Source organism: Devosia ginsengisoli (assembly GCF_007859655.1).
GTDB lineage: Bacteria > Pseudomonadota > Alphaproteobacteria > Rhizobiales > Devosiaceae > Devosia > Devosia ginsengisoli.
Genome location: NZ_CP042304.1, coordinates 1,821,954 through 1,839,966, shown reverse-complemented (window position 1 = coordinate 1,839,966; position 18,013 = coordinate 1,821,954). Strand labels below are relative to the sequence as shown.

At 64.2% G+C, this 18,013-nt stretch carries 13 protein-coding genes; 8 read left to right on the top strand and 5 right to left on the bottom strand.

The window, feature by feature from the left end; translation table 11 throughout:
• Window positions 1-105: 105 nt before the first annotated feature.
• Genes ligA through FPZ08_RS09045 form a run of 3 tightly spaced genes read left to right on the top strand, consistent with a single transcriptional unit; the run spans window position 106 to window position 4,107 of the window.
• Window positions 106-2,313: an NAD-dependent DNA ligase LigA gene (ligA, locus tag FPZ08_RS09055; protein WP_146293038.1), complete on the top strand. Its 2,208-nt coding sequence runs from the start codon at window positions 106-108 to the stop codon at window positions 2,311-2,313.
• Between the two features lie 30 nt (window positions 2,314-2,343).
• Window positions 2,344-3,627, top strand: a complete 1,284-nt coding sequence (locus FPZ08_RS09050; RefSeq protein ID WP_146289669.1) for a hypothetical protein — start codon at window positions 2,344-2,346, stop codon at window positions 3,625-3,627.
• A gap of 15 nt (window positions 3,628-3,642) precedes the next feature.
• The gene (locus FPZ08_RS09045; protein WP_146289668.1) at window positions 3,643-4,107 is read left to right on the top strand and encodes a DUF3828 domain-containing protein; all 465 of its coding nucleotides are present in this window, start codon (window positions 3,643-3,645) and stop codon (window positions 4,105-4,107) included.
• A 181-nt stretch (window positions 4,108-4,288) separates the two neighbouring features.
• Here FPZ08_RS09045 and FPZ08_RS09040 read toward each other — a convergent pair whose 3' ends face one another.
• Complete coding sequence (locus FPZ08_RS09040; RefSeq protein ID WP_146289667.1) at window positions 4,289-6,112, bottom strand: aminopeptidase P family protein; 1,824 nt, start codon at window positions 6,110-6,112, stop codon at window positions 4,289-4,291.
• A 109-nt stretch (window positions 6,113-6,221) separates the two neighbouring features.
• On the opposite strand from FPZ08_RS09040, the gene FPZ08_RS22605 reads away from it, so the two are divergent.
• Window positions 6,222-6,356, top strand: coding sequence for a hypothetical protein (locus tag FPZ08_RS22605; RefSeq protein ID WP_281285681.1), 135 nt, complete (start codon window positions 6,222-6,224; stop codon window positions 6,354-6,356).
• Window positions 6,357-6,856: 500 nt separating this feature from the next.
• On the opposite strand, the gene FPZ08_RS09035 is transcribed toward FPZ08_RS22605, so the two are convergent.
• A complete protein-coding gene (locus FPZ08_RS09035; RefSeq protein ID WP_146289666.1) occupies window positions 6,857-7,729 on the bottom strand; it encodes a 50S ribosomal protein L11 methyltransferase in 873 nt (290 codons plus the stop codon).
• Window positions 7,730-7,835: 106 nt separating this feature from the next.
• Between FPZ08_RS09035 and FPZ08_RS09030 the strand changes: the two genes are divergently transcribed.
• The gene (locus FPZ08_RS09030) at window positions 7,836-8,126 is read left to right on the top strand and encodes a putative quinol monooxygenase (RefSeq protein WP_146289665.1); all 291 of its coding nucleotides are present in this window, start codon (window positions 7,836-7,838) and stop codon (window positions 8,124-8,126) included.
• Here the strand turns inward: FPZ08_RS09030 and FPZ08_RS09025 are convergent.
• Window positions 8,123-8,440: a heavy metal-binding domain-containing protein gene (locus tag FPZ08_RS09025; RefSeq protein ID WP_146289664.1), complete on the bottom strand. Its 318-nt coding sequence runs from the start codon at window positions 8,438-8,440 to the stop codon at window positions 8,123-8,125. The genes FPZ08_RS09030 and FPZ08_RS09025 overlap by 4 nt on opposite strands.
• A gap of 73 nt (window positions 8,441-8,513) precedes the next feature.
• Here FPZ08_RS09025 and FPZ08_RS09020 point away from each other — a divergent pair, with 73 nt between their 5' ends.
• Window positions 8,514-9,020 (top strand): hypothetical protein, encoded by a 507-nt coding sequence (locus FPZ08_RS09020; RefSeq protein ID WP_146289663.1) that lies wholly within the window; start codon window positions 8,514-8,516, stop codon window positions 9,018-9,020.
• A gap of 175 nt (window positions 9,021-9,195) precedes the next feature.
• On the opposite strand, the gene FPZ08_RS09015 is transcribed toward FPZ08_RS09020, so the two are convergent.
• A complete protein-coding gene (locus tag FPZ08_RS09015; RefSeq protein ID WP_246132838.1) occupies window positions 9,196-11,538 on the bottom strand; it encodes an ATP-dependent helicase in 2,343 nt (780 codons plus the stop codon).
• A 201-nt stretch (window positions 11,539-11,739) separates the two neighbouring features.
• Here FPZ08_RS09015 and FPZ08_RS09010 point away from each other — a divergent pair, with 201 nt between their 5' ends.
• Window positions 11,740-13,911: an esterase-like activity of phytase family protein gene (locus tag FPZ08_RS09010; protein WP_146289661.1), complete on the top strand. Its 2,172-nt coding sequence runs from the start codon at window positions 11,740-11,742 to the stop codon at window positions 13,909-13,911.
• A 153-nt stretch (window positions 13,912-14,064) separates the two neighbouring features.
• Window positions 14,065-17,697 (top strand): AsmA family protein, encoded by a 3,633-nt coding sequence (locus FPZ08_RS09005; protein WP_146289660.1) that lies wholly within the window; start codon window positions 14,065-14,067, stop codon window positions 17,695-17,697.
• Window positions 17,698-17,790: 93 nt separating this feature from the next.
• On the opposite strand, the gene FPZ08_RS09000 is transcribed toward FPZ08_RS09005, so the two are convergent.
• Window positions 17,791-18,006, bottom strand: a complete 216-nt coding sequence (locus FPZ08_RS09000) for a ribbon-helix-helix domain-containing protein (RefSeq protein WP_146293036.1) — start codon at window positions 18,004-18,006, stop codon at window positions 17,791-17,793.
• Between the last annotated feature and the right edge of the window lie 7 nt (window positions 18,007-18,013).

Genomic DNA, 18,013 nt, shown 5'->3' with positions numbered 1-18,013 from the left:
GGCGTGGCACTATGCCTCCACCCGCGCGACCTCGTGGTTCGACAAGCTCACCATGAGGTCTCCGATAAGTTGGCGCCCCGTCTAACGAGTAATCCCATGACCGACCTGTCCACCAAACCCGTCGACGATCTCACCGAACAGGAAGCGGACGCCGAGCTGGCCCGCCTCGCCGCTTCCATTGCCGAGGCCGATATCGCCTATCACCAGAAGGATGCGCCGGAGATTACCGACGCCGCTTATGACGCGATGCGTCGTCGCAACGACGCCATCGAGGAAGCCTTCCCCCATCTGGTACGCGAGGACAGTCCCTCCATGTCGGTCGGTGCGCCGCCGGCCGAGGGCTTTGCCAAGGTGCGCCATGCCGTGCCCATGCTGAGCCTGGCCAAAGCCTATACCGACGAGGATGTGGTCGATTTCCTCGAGCGGGGCCGGCGCTTCTTCCAGCGCGACGAGGGCCTGGAAATCGCCTTCACCGCCGAGCCCAAGATCGACGGGCTATCCGCCTCCCTGCGCTACGAGAATGGCATATTCGTGCAGGGCGCCACGCGTGGCGACGGTGCGGTCGGCGAGGACATCACGGCCAATCTGCGCACCATCAAGGACATCCCCGACAAGCTCAAAGGCTCGGGCTGGCCGCAGACCATCGAAATCCGTGGCGAGGTCTACATGACCTATGCCGAGTTCCAGGCGCTCAAGGCCCGTTCCGCCGCTGCCGGCGGGCAGGATTACGTCAATCCGCGCAACACGGCCGCCGGCTCGCTGCGCCAGAAGGATGCCTCGGTTACCGCCAGCCGCAACCTGCGCTTCTTCGCCTATGCCTGGGGCTTTACCACTGAAGACCCGGCGCCCACCCAATATGACGCGGTGCAGAAATTCGCCGAATGGGGTTTTGCGGTGTCCCCGCTGATGGTGCGGGCCAAGTCGGTGGACGAACTCATCGCGCAATATCGCAAGATCGAGGAACAGCGCTCCTCGCTCGGCTACGATATCGACGGCGTCGTCTACAAGGTCGATCAGCTCGAATTGCAGCGCCGCTGGGGCTTCGTGACCGGCGAGCCGCGTTGGGCCGTGGCCCATAAATTCCCCGCCGAGCAGGCGACCACCACGGTCAAGCGCATCGATATCCAGGTCGGCCGTACCGGCACATTGGCCCCGGTGGCCCGGCTGGAGCCGGTCACGGTGGGCGGCGTGGTGGTGGAAAACGTCACCCTCCACAACGAGGACTATATTGCCGGCATCGACAGCAATGGCCTGCCGATCCGCGGCGACGAGCCGATCGATATCCGCATCGGCGACACGGTCGTCATCCAGCGGGCCGGGGATGTCATTCCCCAGATCGTCCGCGTGGTGCTGGAAAAGCGCCCCGCCGATGCCGTGCCCTACCAGTTTCCGCACGAATGCCCGATCTGCAAGTCGCCCGCCACGCGCGAGATCAACGAGAAGACCGGCAAGGAAGATTCCCGCCGCCGCTGCACGGGCGAGCTGATCTGCCCGGCCCAGGCGGTGGAAGGTCTCAGGCATTTCGTGTCGCGCGGGGCGCTGGATATCGAAGGGCTGGGCGCGGAAAATATCGAGCTGTTCTTCTCCAAGGGCCTCGTGCGGACCGCCGCCGATATCTTCACGCTCCGGGATCGTCGCCCCGCCGTGCAGCAGGCTTTGGCCGAGCGCCGCGAGGAGCAGGCGAAAATCCGCGAAGCCGCCTCGGGCAAGGTGCGCAAGAATGTCCGCGCCGTCGAAGACCGCAATTATGAAGGCCTCGACAAGCTGTTTGCCGCCATCGATGCCCGCCGCGAGCCCGAGCTCGATCGCTTCATCTTCGCGCTGGGCATCCGCCATATCGGCGAGACCACGGCCGCCGCCCTGGCCCGCACCTTCGGCACGATGGAAGAGCTGATCAAGGTGGGCAAGGAAACCGCCGCCGCCGAAGACCCCAAAAGCGTCTTCCCCTCGGTCGATGGCATTGGCGGCACGGTCATCGAGGCGCTGGTCGGTTTCTTCGGCAACCAGCGCAATGACGACGTGCTCGATGCCCTCTTGGCCCAGGTCAATCCCAAGCCCTACATCGTCAATGTCTCCGCCGACAGCGCCGTCGCCGGCAAGACGGTGGTCTTCACCGGCTCCCTCGAAAAAATGACACGATCGGAAGCCAAGGCTATGGCCGAACGGCTGGGCGCCAAGGTGGCGGGCTCGGTATCGGCGAAAACCGATATCCTGATCGCCGCCCCCGGCGCCGGCTCCAAGCTGAAAACGGCCGAAGCGCTTGGCGTCGAGGTCATCAGCGAAGACGAGTGGTTCGTACGCGTCGGCAAATAGCGTCACCGAGACGTCACGAGGGAGAGTGTGATGAGGGGTTTTTCTGCGGTTGCCTTGGCCGCCATGCTGTTGCCGGCTGCGGCCTCCGCCAGCGAGGTTGGCGACCAGTTGGCCCAGCGCCTCTATGATGGCACCCTCGCCGAGATCGGCGACCTGGCCCTGCAGCGCTGCGACGAATACAATGCCGATGCCTGCTTCGCGCTCGGCATGCTCGATCTGGTCACCGCCTATGAACGCACCGCGCAGGCGCTCTATCGCCATGGCGTGACGGCACCCAATTCGCCGGCCATGGCCATGTTGTTCGGCATGGGGCTCGACGCCCCGGCGCGCCCGGCCAATCCCGATCCGGAACCGCTGACCTATCAGGGCCTGCGCGACATTCTCGAGGAATTCACCAGCCTGCTCGATGTGGCGCGCGGCCATTTCGAAATGGCCGATATGGGCACCGGCTTCGTCATTCCCATCGATCCGCTCAAGGTACGGATCGATCTCGACGGCAATGGCACGGCCGAGCCGGGCGAAACCCTGGCGTCACTGCTCGGCCCGCTGGGTGAATTCACCGATATTCCCGCCCCCGATGGCCCGCCTCCGTTAGGCAAGAGCAAGACCAGGCCCGAGCCCGCCCCGGACCTGACCATCGGCTTCGACAATGCCGATGCCATCTGGCTGGCCGGCTACAGCACCATTATCTCGACCCCGGCTGAGCTGTTGCTGGCCCATGATTTCTCGCAATTCTACGATGCCTATCTGCACCGCGTCTTCCCCGAGGCCGATCTGCCGATGCAGGATTATTCGCGCGGTGGCACGCTGTTCATGGACCCTGACAGCGACACCTTCATCGCCGACATCATCGCGGCCATCCACACGGCCGATTTCCCGGTCACCGATGCGGCGCGGCTGGCGGGGGTGCGCGAGCGCCTGCTGTCCATCACTGCCCTGTCGCGCAAGAACTGGGAGCTGATCCTGGTCGAGACCGACGATGACAGGGAGCTGGTCCCCGGCCCGCACCAGACCTCGCTGGTGCCCGACACGCCGGTGACGGAAGAGACGGTCGCGGCATGGCTGGCCACGCTCGACAGGCTCGACGAGATCCTCAATGGCGAATTGCTGCTGCCGCATTGGCGCTTCAAGCAGGGTTTTGATCTCAAGGCGTATTTCGATACGGCGACCGAGACCGACCTGGTCATGCTGTTCACCGGCCTTGGCGCGCTGCCCTATCTCAAGGATGGCCCGATTGCCGATGCCGAGGCGTTTGCCGACGCCAATCGCGTCTTCGGCGACAACTGGCCGGGCTTCGCGCTCTGGTTCAACTGATCTACGGAGATTTCCATGCGCCTCGCCGCTCTCGCCACCGGCCTGTTCCTGGCCCTGACCAGCCTTGCCGCCGCCCAGCCCTACGAGACGCCGCAAGCGCTGCTCGAAGCCTTTTACGAACCCTATTTCAGCGACACCTTCTCCGAGGACGAGAGCCAGTTCCGCTCGCAGGCCCTGCAGGCGCTCTACGACAATGACGTGGAGCTGGCGGGCGAAGGCGAAATGGGCGCCATCAGCTTCGACCCCTATATCGACGGGCAGGATTACGACATTACCGAGCTGGAAATCGGCGCCCCCGAAATGGCCGGCGATGCCGCCACGGTCGACGTCACCTTCCGCAATTTCGGCGAGCCCCGCGCGCTGAGCTATGAACTGGTGCTGGAAGACGGCGGCTGGAAGATCGACGATGTGGTTTCCACCAATCCGGATAATCAATACCGGCTGACAGAGATTTTCGCCGAGGCGGCCGCGGGGTATTGAGGGGCGCCCTAGCTCCTGAGTGTGTGGCCCACCCCCACCCTTAATCCCTCCCCACAAGGGGGAGGGAGACGATGAACACTGGTCTCTGTGCTGGCGCCTCCCTCCCCTTGATGGGGAGGGACCGAGGGTGGGGTGGGGCGATAAGCACCAGCGCAATTTCAGCCAGCTAGTCTAGGCGCCTCTACAGCGCCCCAGTCGCCTCCTTTAGCCAGTCCTTGACCTTCCCCTTCACAAGCGGCCCCACCTCTTTCCACACCCGGTGGTGATACGCGTCTAGCCATTCCCGCTCCGCCTCCGACAGCAGCGACTTGCGGATCAGCCTTTTGTCGATTGGCGCCAGGGTCAGCGTCTCGAATTCCAGATAACCCGGGAAATCCACGCTCTCCACCACCGTGATCAGGTTCTCGACGCGGATGCCATAGGCGCCGGCCTTGTAGTAGCCCGGCTCGTTGGAGATCACATTCCCCACCTCGAACGGCGTCGTGTAGCGCGGGGAAATGCCCACCGGGCCCTCATGCACGCCGAGATAGGCGCCCACGCCATGCCCGGTGCCGTGATTATAGGTCAGGCCGGCTTGCCACAGGAATTGCCGCGCCAGCACGTCGATCTGCGCGCCGGTCGTGCCCTTGGGGAAGCGCGTCATGGAAATGGCGATCATACCCTTGAGCACGCGCGTATAGCGGTCGCGTTCTTCATCGCTCGGTTTGCCGGTCGAGAGGGTGCGGGTAATGTCGGTCGTGCCCGACAGATATTGCGCGCCGCTATCCACCAGCATCAATTCGCCGGGGTTGAGCACGCGGTCAGTCTTGCCGGTCACCCGGTAATGCACGATGGCCCCGTTCGGCCCGGCGCCGGAAATCGTGTCGAAGCTGGCATCGACGCAGGTTTCCTCCTCGCGGCGGAAGGCTTCGAGCGCGGTGACGATGCCGATTTCGGTCAACCCGCCCTTGGGCGCGGCGGTGTCGAACCAGGCGAGGAACTTGGCCAGGGCCACGCCATCGAGCAGGTGCGCCTCGCGCATGCCGGACAGTTCAGCCGGATTCTTGCGCGATTTGGGCAGCAGCACCGGGTCGCGCTTTTCCACCAGCTTTGCCCCGGCCTGTTTCAGCGCCGCGACGATGGCTTCGGGGGCCGTGGCGGGGTCGATCATCACCGCCTTGCCGGCCTTGCCCAGCCGCGCCAAAGCTGCGGGCAGGGTCTTGCTGGCAGCCACTTTCGCCACCCCGGCCAAGGCGGCCTTCAATTCGTCGGTGATCTTGGCCTTGTCGAGATAGAGCGTCGGCTGGCCCTTTTTCGGCACAATGGCGAAGCCGAGCACAAAGGGCGTGTTGGGCACGTCGCGGCCGCGCATGTTGAGCAGCCAGCAGATCGATTCGGGCAGGGTCAGCACCACGGCATCGGCATGGTCGGCGGCAATGGAATGCTGGATTTCGGCGATCTTGTCCGGCGCGGTCTGGCCGGCGCGGTTATGGCCGAGAAATTCGATCGGCGAAACCGGCGGGGCAGGGCGGTCGGTCCAGATGGCGTCCACCAGGTTGGGGCCGGGCACCAGCTTCACCCGCCCCTCCAGCCTGGCCGCCAGGTCGCGGATCTCGGCTGGCGTATGCAGCCATGCGTCATATGCAATGGTGCCGCCTTTGGGCACATAGTCGGCGACTTGTGGCGACAGGCCGCCCTGAAGCCATTCATGCACCTTCACCTTGCCGGTATCGGTCTGTGCCGGCGCCTGGATCGTGTAGCGGCTATCGACGAACAAGCCGGCTTTCTTCGCTCCGACCACGGCCAGTCCGGCCGAGCCGGTAAACCCGGTCATATAGGCCAGCCGGGCGTCAGAGGCCGGAACGGACTCGCCACGATGCGCGTCGGCGCGCGGAACGAGGAAGGCATCGACACCCGCTTTGGCCATGGCCTCGCGCAAGGCGGCGAGGCGGGGCGCCACCGTTTTCCTGTCGGCCTTTTCCTCGAAACTCTGGAATATGGCGGGCGGAAAACTCTGGGCTGTCATAATGTGTCCTTCGGCCGGGTTGCGCTCCGGTCATGGCTGTCGTGACGTTTGGGGCGTAGTAAACCGCCAGTTTCGGCCTACCTTAGTCGCAGAACGAAGGAGAGCGAAGATGGAACGCGACAAGAATTTCTTCAGCCGGGCTTTCGACGCGCTGATCGCCGGCCGCGAACGCCAGGCTCGTCACTATGTGGCACGCTATGAGCGTGATTACGGCAAGCTGAACGAAAAATTAACGAAGCGGTAACGGGACTTGCGCGTTTTGCAGGGCTGGTCTGACCCAGAGGGCCTAACCAAACTTTACGCGCGAGACTAAATGGATCGTGACGGTGGCAACAGACCATCGCCGCGCGTGCATGGAGACTGAGATGACTGAGAGCAAGAACGATTTCCGCAAGGCCCTGGGGTCCGTCATTGACGCCCGCGGTCGTGAATCGAGCCGCCAGGTCAGCTACCGCATGCAGCACCAGCTCGATCGGCGCATTCACCAAGCGTCCGTAAGGCGCTGCAGTTTACTGCTGACGATCTGTCGATCCCCGGAGCCCGCTTCGGGGATTTTGCTTTTTTCCAGCAGCCCTCATGGTGAGCTTGTCGAACCACGAGGGCGTGGCACGATAGCTCCACTCGCCCGCCCTCGTGGTTCGACAAGCTCACCATGAGGGCTTGAACTTCGGCGCCGCCTCGCTACGCGATTCACACTTCGGCTTCGTCAATGCTAACAGTGCGCTAACCTATTCGGCCTGCGCGTTACGGCATTTCGAGGATCAGCGTGGTCCAGTCCTTGCGCTGCAATTTCTGGTTCAGCACCATGCCCTGCCTTGCATAGGCGTTGATCACGCCACGCGCCTGATGCTCCAGAATGCCCGACAGGATCACCGTGGCGCCGCGCCCGGCAATGCGCCCGATAGCAGGCGCCAAAGCGGCCAGCGGGCCAGCCAGGATATTGGCGACGATCAAGTCATAGGGCGCATTTCTTATGATCGTGGAGTGGTTTACGCCGGTCGCCTCCAGCGCGACGATCAGCTTGCCCACCCCGTTCTGGGCGGCATTGTCGATCGTGGTGGTCACCGAAACCGGGTCGATATCGCTGGCGATGACAGAGGTCCGCGTGCGCTTGGCCAAAGCGATGGCGAGGACGCCGGTGCCAGTGCCGACATCGAGCATATGGCGCGGTCGGCGGCGCTTGAGCACCTTGTCGATGGCTTCGAGGCATCCGGTTGTGGTTTCGTGGTGGCCGGTGCCAAAGGCCTGTGCCGCATCGATTTTCATCGGCGTCAGCCCACCGGGAACCGGCCCGGTCTCGTGGCTGCCATAGACATAGAAGCCCCCGGCGATGACCGGGGCCAGGCCCTCCAGCGACTTGGCCACCCAGTTGATCTCAGGATCGACAGGCGCCACCGAAAATTCCACAGCGCCGCCAAGGGTTTGCCGCGCCAGTTCGACAAAGGAATCAACATCGGGCGGGCTGTCGCAGGTCGCCTCGAAAATCCATTCGCCGGTCTCTTCATTCTCATGCGCCGAGGCGGTCAATGCCAGGTCGTCCCGCTCCATCACGGCATCGACCAGTGCATAGGCCTGGTCCTTGGTGAGCGGGATGGAAGAGAGCTGGTCGACGGCCATGGCGAAAAATCCTTTGTTCGGCGCCTAGTTGCGCCATGTCCGCCGCGAGGTCAATCTGACTTATCCCCGTATCGGCGGGGTGGTGTAGATTCGGCGGAGGACAGGGATGTACGGATTGATCGGGAAGATGCTGGCGGCACCGGGCAAGCGCGAGGAGCTGCTGGCCATCCTGCTCGAGAATGTCGGCGCCATGCCTGGCTGCCTGAGCTACATCATCGCGCGCGACCCTGATAGCGAGGATGGGCTCTGGATCACCGAGGCCTGGGACAGCAAGGAAAGCCATGCCGGCTCGCTGCAATTGCCCCAGGTACAGGCCACCATCGCGCGGGCCCGGCCGCTGATCGCCGGCTTCGGCGAACGGTTCGAGACCGAGCCACTGGGCGGGGTGGGGCTTTAGAGCTTCACTGCAGTCCCCGAGATCGAAACCATCAGCATGGAACCGCCCTGGCCGACCACTTCATAGTCGAGATCGACGCCGACCACGGCATCGGCGCCCATGCGTTCGGCTTCGAAGCGCAGTTCCTCATAGGCCTGCCGGCGGGCATCGCGCAGCGCGCCCTCATAGGCGCCGGCCCGGCCACCGACAATGTCGCGGATGCCGGCGAACAGGTCCTTGAAGATATTGGCGCCGACAATCACCTCCCCGGTGACGATGCCGAGATAATCGCGGACAGGGCGGCCTTCGAGCGTGGGCGTGGTCGAGATGATCATGCGGTGTCTCCTGATGTGCTGGGCCAAGAGATAAGCCGCCATGCGTCCGCGCAAAAGAGTGGCGCAGAAATCTTTGGCCAAAAATGTCGAAGTCCGGGCAGACTGGCCGACATGGATCGAGAGCCGGGTTTCCGGCCGCAACCAAGGGATTTTCGCCGTGCTCGCCGTCACCAGCTATAACGAAGTCTATGTGCAACTGACTGCCGCCAAGGTGGAAGAGCAACTCGCCGCCTATGCCGCGCTCGCAGCCGCGGTAAAGGGCAATGCCAAGGCCGAAGCGGCGCTGGCCGGCTTTGCGTCCGGCTATTTCAACACCATGCTCCTCGCCCTCGATCACCACTTCATGCACCGCATGCGCGGCGCCGAAGGCAAGGACGGCAACCCGCTCAACGAAGTGCGGATGCTCAGCGTTTCCATCATGGAGCATGACGGGGTGCTGAAGGAGAACAAGACGATCAAGTACAAGGCGGAGAAGGCCGTGGCGGGCATCGCGGTGGGCCAGGAGATCGCGCTGGACGTGGAGACGTTCGAGCGGTTGGCGAAGGCTTATGTGGCGGAGATTGGGAAGCGGTTTCCTTAGCCACGGAGCAGCCACAACCACAGTGTCATCCCGGCCTTGAGCCGGGATCCATCTGAGATGGCTGTTCAACGGCGAAGTGCTTCGAACGGTCCACCTCGCGGCAGCGGAACGACCTCGGGATAGGCCCCGGCTCAAGGCCGGGGTGACATCGGGAATGGGGAGGAGCCGGAGCCCCTCAAGCCTTCTTGATAAAGCTCTCCAGCACCTTCTTGCGACCGGCTTTCTCGAACTCGATGCTGAGCTTGTTGCCCTCGATGTCGATGATGGCGCCGTAGCCGAATTTCAGATGAAACACCCGCTCGCCCACGCCGAAGGCGGAGCGGTCGTTGCCCAGGTCGACCGAGCGGGCGACGAGGTCGCCTTCGATGGTCAGGGGGCCGGCGCTCTTGCGATTGCCCTGCTGGGCGCGGGCGCGCTGCCAGCCGGGGGTTTCGTAGACGCTTTCGAACGGGTCGGCCTTGTTGAAGCGGCTGGTGGCGCCGCCACCATAGCCGTAGCCGCCATAGGACGAGCCGGTATCCTTGACCTCGACGGCGTCGGCCGGCAGTTCATCGAGGAAGCGGGACGGGATGGCCGATTGCCAGAGGCCGTTGATGCGGCGGTTCTGGGCGACCGAGAGACGGGCGCGCTTGCGGGCCCGGGTGATGCCGACATAGGCCAGGCGCCGTTCCTCCTCGAGCCCGGCGCGGCCGCTTTCGTCCATGGTGCGCTGGCTGGGGAACAGGCCTTCCTCCCAGCCGGGCAGGAAAACCGTGTCGAATTCTAGCCCCTTGGCCGAATGCAGCGTCATGATGGACACGGCGTCCTCGGCCTCAGCCGTGTCACGGTCCATCACCAGCGAGATGTGTTCCAGAAAGCCGCCCAGCGTCTCGAACTCTTCCATCGAGCGCACGAGTTCCTTGAGGTTTTCCAGGCGACCGGGGGAATCGGGGGATTTGTCGGCCTGCCACATGGCGGTGTAGCCGCTTTCGTCGAGGATTTGCTCAGCCAGCTCCCAATGCGGCATGGCGTTGAGACGGGCCGACCAGTTGTCGAACTGGCCGACCAGCTCGCGCAGGGTGGAGCGCTGCTTGGGCTTGAGCTCTTCGGTTTCGAGCAGCATGCGCGTGGCCGCGAGCAGCGAGACCTCGGCGGCGCGGGAGGCATTGTAGATGATCTGCACGGTCGAATCGCCAAGGCCCCGCTTGGGCACATTGACGATGCGCTCGAAGCTCAGCCCGTCGGATGGGTTGGAGACCACCCGCAGATAGGCAATGGCGTCGCGGATTTCCTTGCGCTCGTAGAAGCGTGGCCCGCCGATGACGCGATAGTTCAGCCCCAGCGTAATGAAGCGCTCTTCAAACGAGCGCATCTGGTGGGAGGCGCGGACCAGGATAGCCATGGAATTGAGGGCTTCGCCTGATCGTTGATAGTTCTCGATCTCGTCGCCGATGGTGCGGGCCTCTTCCTCGCTGTCCCACAGCGAGGTGACCGAAAGCGGCTCGCCCTGTTCGCCCACATCGGTCTGCAGGGTCTTGCCAAGCCGGCCTTCGTTGAAGGCGATCAGGGTCGAGGCGGCCTTGAGGATATTGGAGGTGGAGCGATAATTGCGCTCCAGCTTGATGACCTTGGCGCCGGGAAAATCCTTCTCGAAGCGCAGGATGTTGTCGACCTCGGCGCCGCGCCAGCCATAGATGGACTGGTCGTCATCGCCGACGACGCAGATATTGGCTTCGCTTGCGGGTTTTCCCTGAGCAAGGAGCCGCAGCCAGAGATATTGGGCGGTGTTGCTGTCCTGGTATTCATCGACAAGCATATATTTGAACTTGCCGTGGTAATAGGCCAGCACGTCCGGGTATTCCCGGAACAGGCGGATGTTTTCCAGCAGCAGGTCACCGAAATCGGCGGCGTTGAGCACCTTGAGTCGGGCCTGATAGTCGGCATAGAGCTTGGCGCCGCGGCCATTGGCGTAGCTGCCACTGTCGGCCGGCGAAATGTCCTTGGGCAGCAGGCCCCGGTTCTTCCACGTGTCCATCATCCCGGCGAACTGGCGGGCCGGCCAGCGCTTTTCGTCGATATTTTCGGCGTCGAGAAGCTGCTTGATGAGGCGGATCTGATCGTCCGTATCGAGAATGGTGAAGTCCGACTTCAGCCCCACCAGTTCGGCATGGCGGCGCAGGATGCGGGCGCCGATGGAGTGGAACGTGCCGAGCCACGGCATGCCCTCGACGCCTGATCCGACGAGGTGGCCAATGCGCTCCTTCATCTCGCGGGCCGCCTTGTTGGTGAAGGTCACCGACAGGATTTCCGACGGCCAGGCGCGCTTGGTGGTGAGAATGTGGGCGATACGGGTGGTCAGCACACGCGTCTTGCCCGTACCGGCGCCGGCTAGCACCAGCAGCGGACCGTCAATGGTCAGCACGGCCTCGCGCTGTTCCTCGTTGAGGCCCCTGAGATAATCAGGCGATTGCGACCGGCCGAACTGGCTGGTGATCGGCCCGGCAGAGGGGCGGTCGATAGGGTGGGGTGCACCGGGCATTAGGGGCCTTTCCATCGCCGCGTGCCGGGGCCGGCAGACGCAGCGCGGGGATTGACGAATCTTATTTTGTTCTCGTTGGCAATATAGGGTCTGGCGGGCCTGGTGTATAGAACGCCGCCCTGTCACCGATCCGTCATGGTTGTGTCACGGCGCTGTCTTTCCGCGGCCCTATGCGGAGCCTATTCCAACAGGGGCTCCATCATGCTTAAGCCAAGACATCTGGTCGCGATCACCGCCGCATTGCTGGCTACCACGGCTTCGGTTACCGCCGCCGAATATTTCAACCGCATCGCCAGCTTCCCGGTGGCGCTGAACAATCCCGATGCCGAAGCCGGCGTCGAGAATTCGGCCGAGATCATCACCGCCACCGAAGACGGCATGACGCTGGTCTATTCCAATGCCCTGCTGGGTGGCATCGGCTTTGTCGATATCACCGACCCGACCGCACCAAAGGCCGCAGGCTTCGTGGCGCTCGATGGCGGCCCGACCTCGGTCACCGTCATCGGCGGCAAGGCGCTGGTGACCTCAGACACGACCGAGGATTTCACCGCTCCGACCGGCTATCTCTCGGTCATCGACATCGCGACCAAGACCATCGAGACCACCTGCGACCTGGGCGGGCAGCCCGACGCCATCGCCAAGAATGCCGACGCCTCGCTGATCGCCATCTCGATGGAAAACCAGCGCAATGAAGACCTCAACGACGGCGTGATCCCGCAACTGCCGAGCGGCAATATCACCTTCTTCGACGTTGCCGACGGCACGGTCGATTGCGGTACGATGCGCGTCACCGAACTGGCCGGCGTAGCCGATTTCGCCGGTGAGGATGCCGAGCCGGAATATACCGATTTCAACAGCCTCAACGAACTGGCTGTGACGCTGCAGGAAAACAACCACATTGTCATTCTCAATGGCGAAACCGGCGCAATCATCAATGATTTCAGCGCCGGCAGTGTCGACCTCGAAGGGATCGATGCCACCGAAGACGGTCGCCTGAGCTTCACCGAGAGCCAGCCCGGCCGCAAGCGCGAGCCCGATGCCGTGCAGTGGCTCGATGAGAACCGTATTATCATCGCCAATGAAGGCGACTATGAAGGCGGTTCGCGCGGCTTCACCATCTTCCACAAGGACGGCACCGAGCTCTATGAGAGCGGCCCGTCGATGGAATATATCGCCGCCCAACTCGGCCACTATCCCGAAGGCCGTTCGGACGCCAAGGGCGTCGAGCCCGAAGGCATGGAAGTCGGCACGTTCGGCGAGACGAAGTTCATTTTCGTCAATCAGGAACGTTCCTCGCTGGTCGCCATCTACAAGGATACCGGCGATGTGCCGGAATACTGGCAGTCGGTCCCCTCGGGCCTTGGCCCGGAGGGCGCGCTGGCCATTCCGTCGCGCAATCTCTACGTGACCGCCAATGAAACCGATCTCAGCCCCGACGGGCTGGCCGGCGCCCATGTCATGATTTTCGAGCTCAGCGAAAGCGAGCCGGCCTATCCCCAGATCATGTCGGACCTCGATGCCGGCGGCAAGCCGATCGGCTGGGCCGCACTTTCGGGCGCCGTGGGCGATGCCGAAAAGCCGGGCATTCTCTATGCCGTCAGCGATAGCGCCTTCAGCGAAGCCTATATCTACGAGATCGACGCAACGGCCAAGCCGGCCCGCATCGTCAAGAAGACCGTGGTGACCCGCAATGGCGTTCCCGCGCAGAAGCTCGACCTCGAAGGCATCACGCTGGACGGCGAAGGCGGCTTCTGGCTGGCTTCGGAAGGCGATACGGCCAAGCTGACCCCGCATGCGCTCTACCACGTCAATGCCGATGGCGAGATCGAAGACGAGATCGCCTATCCGGCGGCCCTCTTGGCCGGCGAAACCCGGTCGGGCTCGGAAGGCGTGGCCAAGATCGGCGACACGCTGTGGATCGCCATCCAGCGCGAATGGAAGGATGACGAAAAGGGCTTCGTGAAGCTCGTTTCCTACAACCTCGAGACCGAAGAATGGGGCGCGGTGCGCTATCCGCTCGAAGCGGCGCCGGAAGGCGGCTGGGTCGGCCTCAGCGAAATCACCGTGCACGGTGACTACGCCTATATCATCGAGCGCGACAACCAGATCGCGGGCAAGGCCGCTCTCAAGGCGCTCTACCGTGTACCGGTAAGCGAGCTGGTTCCGGCCGAACTGGGCGGCGAATTGCCCACCGTGACCAAGGAACTGGTGCGTGACCTGGTGCCCGATCTTGCCGCCAATAACGGCTATGTGGTCGACAAGGTCGAGAGCTTCGCGGTCGACGCTGCCGGCAACGGCTTCGTGATCACCGACAATGATGGCGTCGACGACAGCTCGGGCGAAACCTTCTTCTGGTCCATCGGCGCGCTCTAAGGCGTTGCAAAAGCAATGAGAGTGGCCGGGCCGAAAGGTCCGGCCGCTTTGTTTTGGGCGCGACGAATCTGGCATGTATCGCGGCAAGGGCGGGGTTGCGCCGACCGCGTGCTTGCCTACACTCTGCCGCGGGAAATCGGATAGTCACGCACAGTGCTCAATCGCATCTACATCGTCGTCGGCCTGCTGGCGATCATCGTGCTGGCCGGCGCTTTCATCGCGCCGCATTTCATTCGCTGGAGCGACTATCGCGGGCGGATGGAAGAGCTGGCGACTTCTGTGCTCGGCACACCGGTCACCGTGCGGGGCGAGATCGACTTCACGCTGCTGCCGCAGCCCCGGCTGCGGTTTTCCGACGTGCTGGTGGGCTCGCCCGAAGAGCCGGCAGCGACGGTGGACAGTGTCGAAGCCGAGTTCGCGCTGATGGATTTCCTGCGCGACAATTATAACGTCACCAACCTTGTGCTGCGCCAGCCGGTGATCGATTTCACCGTGGATGAGAGCGGCTTTTTCGGCAGCGGCGTGGCGCTGGCTTCGGGCACTGGCGGGGTCGGGCTCGGACAGACCAGCGTGGTCGGTGCTACTGTGCGGCTGATGGATCGCCGCTCGGGCGAGACGTTCGTCGCCAGCGATGTCACCGGCGAATTGCGTCTTGGCGGGTTCAGCGGGCCGTTCTCGTTCCAGGGCAATGGGTCCTATCGCGACCAGTCCTATGGCGTGCGGTTCAATTCAAGCCTGGTCGATGATGCCGGCAAGGCGCGGGTGTCCCTGTTCGTACAGCCGCAATCGGCGGGCTTTTCCCTCTCGCTGGAAGGGCTGCTCGAGCCCGGCATGGCGCCGAAATTCGATGGCGACATGGTCTACCGCCAGAAGCCGGAGGCCACCGATGTGGCGACCGATATCCGCGGTGACCTGGTGCTGGAAAGCAAGGTCACTGGCTCGACCGACCGCATCGTGCTGTCAGGCTATACGTTGCGGCCGGACGAGAACCGGGCCGGTACGCGGCTGACCGGCGCGGCCAGTATCCAGCTTGGTGATGCCAGAAGTTTCGACGCGGTGATTTCCGGCGGCGTCTTCTCGCTGCCGCCGCGCGACGCCAAGGAGGATGCCTCCACTTTGCCCTATGAGGCGGTGCGGCTGCTGTCGGAGCTACCGGCGCCGATCATTCCACCCATGGCCGGGCGGGTGGGGATCGACCTGGCCGAGGTGAGCCTGCGGGGCTTTGCCCTGCGCAATGTGCGCATGGATGCACGTACCGATGGGGCGGGCTGGACCATCGAGCAATTCATCGCCCAATTGCCCGGCGATAGCGAATTGCGGGCCAGTGGACAGCTGACGCGCGAAAGCGAACGCCCGGCCTTTGCCGGCGAAGTCTCGCTGGTCAGCAACCGCCTCGACGGGCTGGCCGCGCTCTGGCGCAAGCCGGGCGAGGACAATGTGCTGTTCAATGAGCCCGGCGCGCTGACCGGCCGCGTCATGCTGGCGGGGGATGCGTTCGGCCTGGTCAATGGCGTACTGACGCTTGCCGGGCGCACCCATGGGGTCGAAATCCGGCTCGGCTTCGGCGAGGAAAAGCGGCTCGATCTCGTGGCGCATTTCGATGAGCTGGGGCAGCGGGGCAGCGCGCTGGTCGGCGCGCTATTGCCCGATATCTCCACCGAGCCGGCCTTCGGCACCAGTTTTCCCTATGGCAGTTTCTCGCTGACCGGCAAGAGTGCGCGGGTTCTCGGGCTCGACGGCACCGGGCTGGTGGCCGAGGGGCAGTGGCGCAGCGGTGAAGTCAGCTTCTCGCGGCTTTCGGCCGAGAATTGGGGCGGTGTGGGCGTGGACGCCACGCTGACGGCAGGTGGAACCGTCGCCGAGCCTGACGTGTCGGGTTCGGGCATGGTGCGGGTGGATGCCGGCGACGCGCCGGCTCTGCTGGGTTTTTACGATCTGCTCGACATGCCGCAAAGCTGGCGCGGATTTCTCGCCGCCTCGGCTCCGGCGGACCTGCTGGTCGATATCGGCGAACTGATCGATGGCGCCCAGACGGTGACCCTGGCGGGGGCGCTGGGTGCGGGCGAACTCAATCTGCGGGCCGAACTCAGCGGCGGCATCGGGGCACTGACCACGGCGCCGCTGCGGGTGAGCGGAGGGCTCGAATCCACCGATATTGCCGGGCTGACCGAGCAGATCGGATTCGGCGATAGTCCGCTCTTTGTCGGGGATGGCTCCATGCTGGTCAGCCTGGGCCTGGTGGGCACGCCGAATAACAGCCTCGACAGCAATATCACCGCCAGTCTGGGCGATGAGAGCATCAGCTATGCCGGGAACCTGCTGTCGCTGGACAATGGCGAAATCCAGGGGACGGGCCAACTGGATATCGCCATGGCCAATGCCGGCGGCCTGGCCCGGATCGTGGGCGCGCGGGGCCTGACCCTGCCCATGGCCAAGGGCAGCGCACAAATCCATTTCGAGGGTGAGCGGCTGGCCCGGCTGAGCGACATTGTCGGGACATCAGGGGAAACCGGTTTCAGCGGGGCGCTGTCACTATCGCGCACCGGCAGCACGGCGGCAGTATCGGGCGAGATCGCCGTGGATCTGGTGTCGGTCGAAGGGCTGGCCGCGACGCTGTTGGGGCCGGCGGCACTGGTCGCTGGCAGCGATATATGGCCGGAGGGGCCGATTGCACTGGGCGACCAGGCGCGGCAGACGCGCGGCACGGTGTCGGTCACGGCCGGTGCGCTGGCGGCTGGCGGCGAGGAGCGGCTGGGGAAAACCAGTTTCGAATTGAGCTGGGATGAGACCCGCACGCGGTTGGCGCGGTTCGAGGCGGTGGCGGACCTTGGGACGCTCGGCCTCGACATGACGATCTGCTGCGCAGGCCCGCTGGTCGACAAGACCATCAGTGGCCGGATGACTGTTGCGGCGGTGCCGAGCGACATGGTCGTGCCTCCCGGCATTGCCGATATGCTGGGCGGGTTGCTCGATGGCGGCGTGCGGTTCGAGGCGACGGGGGCGAGCCTGGCCGAGTTGATGGGTGTCATGGCGGGCGAGGGCAATTTTACGCTGAGCGGCCTGACGGTGCAGCAATTGTCGCCCGAGGTCTACCCGACCGTGGCCGGGCTCGAAAACGTGCTCGACATGGAGCCCGATGCGATGAGCACCATTATGGGGCTGGCGCTGGGGCAGGGGCCATTCACCGCGCCCCAGGCCACCGGCGCCTTCTCCATTGCCGGCGGCGTGGTGCGGCTGGCCAATGTCATCGTCAATGGCGAGGGCGCCGGACTGGCGGGCGATCTCAACCTGACGCTCGCCGATCTGGGGCTCAATGGCAGCTTCGTCATGACACCGCGCGACTTCGCTGACAGCAGCGGCCTGGTCGGCCCCGATACGTCGCGTATCATCACACGGCTGGCCGGGACGCTGCTGGCGCCTGATGTGACGCTGGATCTGGGCGAGATGGTCGCCGCGGTGCTGGTACGGGCCAATGAAATGGAAGTGGAGCGCCTCGAAATCCTGCGGGCCGAGGATGCCGAGCGGCAGCGCGCCGCTGCCGAGGAGCGCAACCGGCTGATCGAGGAGCAGCGCCGCCGAGCTGCCGAGGAGGCTGCCCGGCTTGCGGCCGAGGAGGCAGCGCGACAGGCGGCGGAAGAAGAGGCAAGGCGGCTGGAACAGCAGCAGTCGCCGCAGCCCAGACCGCCGATCGAAACCCTGCCGCCGCCGCAAGGGCCACTGGATCTGGGCCTGCCGCCACCCGTGAACCGGCCCCTGGGGTCGAGCGTCAACCAGCCGCTGTTTTAGAAAGCCCTCATGGTTCGAACCACGAGGGCGGGCGAGTGGAGCTATCGTGCCACGCCCTCGTGGTTCGACAAGCTCACCATGAGGGCTACTCGGCTAACCGGTGGCGGCCTTGTCCTGATACCAGGCCAGCACGGCCAGCCTTACGGCCGAGGAGAGGTTGGCCGTTTGCCTGACTTCGTCGATATCGCGGATCAGGCTCGCCATGGTCTGGGATTTTTCGGCGGCCATCGCATCAAGCGCTGCCCAGAATTCGGGCTCCAATGCGATGGACGTGCGGTGGCCGGATATGGACAGGGAGCGTTTGTCCATCAAGGAC

Coding starts and splice junctions, on each gene's coding strand:
- FPZ08_RS09050 (WP_146289669.1), top strand. CDS start 2,344: ATGAGGGGTTTTTCTGCGGTTGCCTTGGCCGCCATGCTGTTGCCGGCT.
- FPZ08_RS09045 (WP_146289668.1), top strand. CDS start 3,643: ATGCGCCTCGCCGCTCTCGCCACCGGCCTGTTCCTGGCCCTGACCAGC.
- FPZ08_RS09040 (WP_146289667.1), bottom strand. CDS start 6,112: ATGACAGCCCAGAGTTTTCCGCCCGCCATATTCCAGAGTTTCGAGGAA.
- FPZ08_RS22605 (WP_281285681.1), top strand. CDS start 6,222: ATGGAACGCGACAAGAATTTCTTCAGCCGGGCTTTCGACGCGCTGATC.
- FPZ08_RS09035 (WP_146289666.1), bottom strand. CDS start 7,729: ATGGCCGTCGACCAGCTCTCTTCCATCCCGCTCACCAAGGACCAGGCC.
- FPZ08_RS09030 (WP_146289665.1), top strand. CDS start 7,836: ATGTACGGATTGATCGGGAAGATGCTGGCGGCACCGGGCAAGCGCGAG.
- FPZ08_RS09025 (WP_146289664.1), bottom strand. CDS start 8,440: ATGATCATCTCGACCACGCCCACGCTCGAAGGCCGCCCTGTCCGCGAT.
- FPZ08_RS09015 (WP_246132838.1), bottom strand. CDS start 11,538: ATGCCCGGTGCACCCCACCCTATCGACCGCCCCTCTGCCGGGCCGATC.
- FPZ08_RS09010 (WP_146289661.1), top strand. CDS start 11,740: ATGCTTAAGCCAAGACATCTGGTCGCGATCACCGCCGCATTGCTGGCT.
- FPZ08_RS09000 (WP_146293036.1), bottom strand. CDS start 18,006: ATGGACAAACGCTCCCTGTCCATATCCGGCCACCGCACGTCCATCGCA.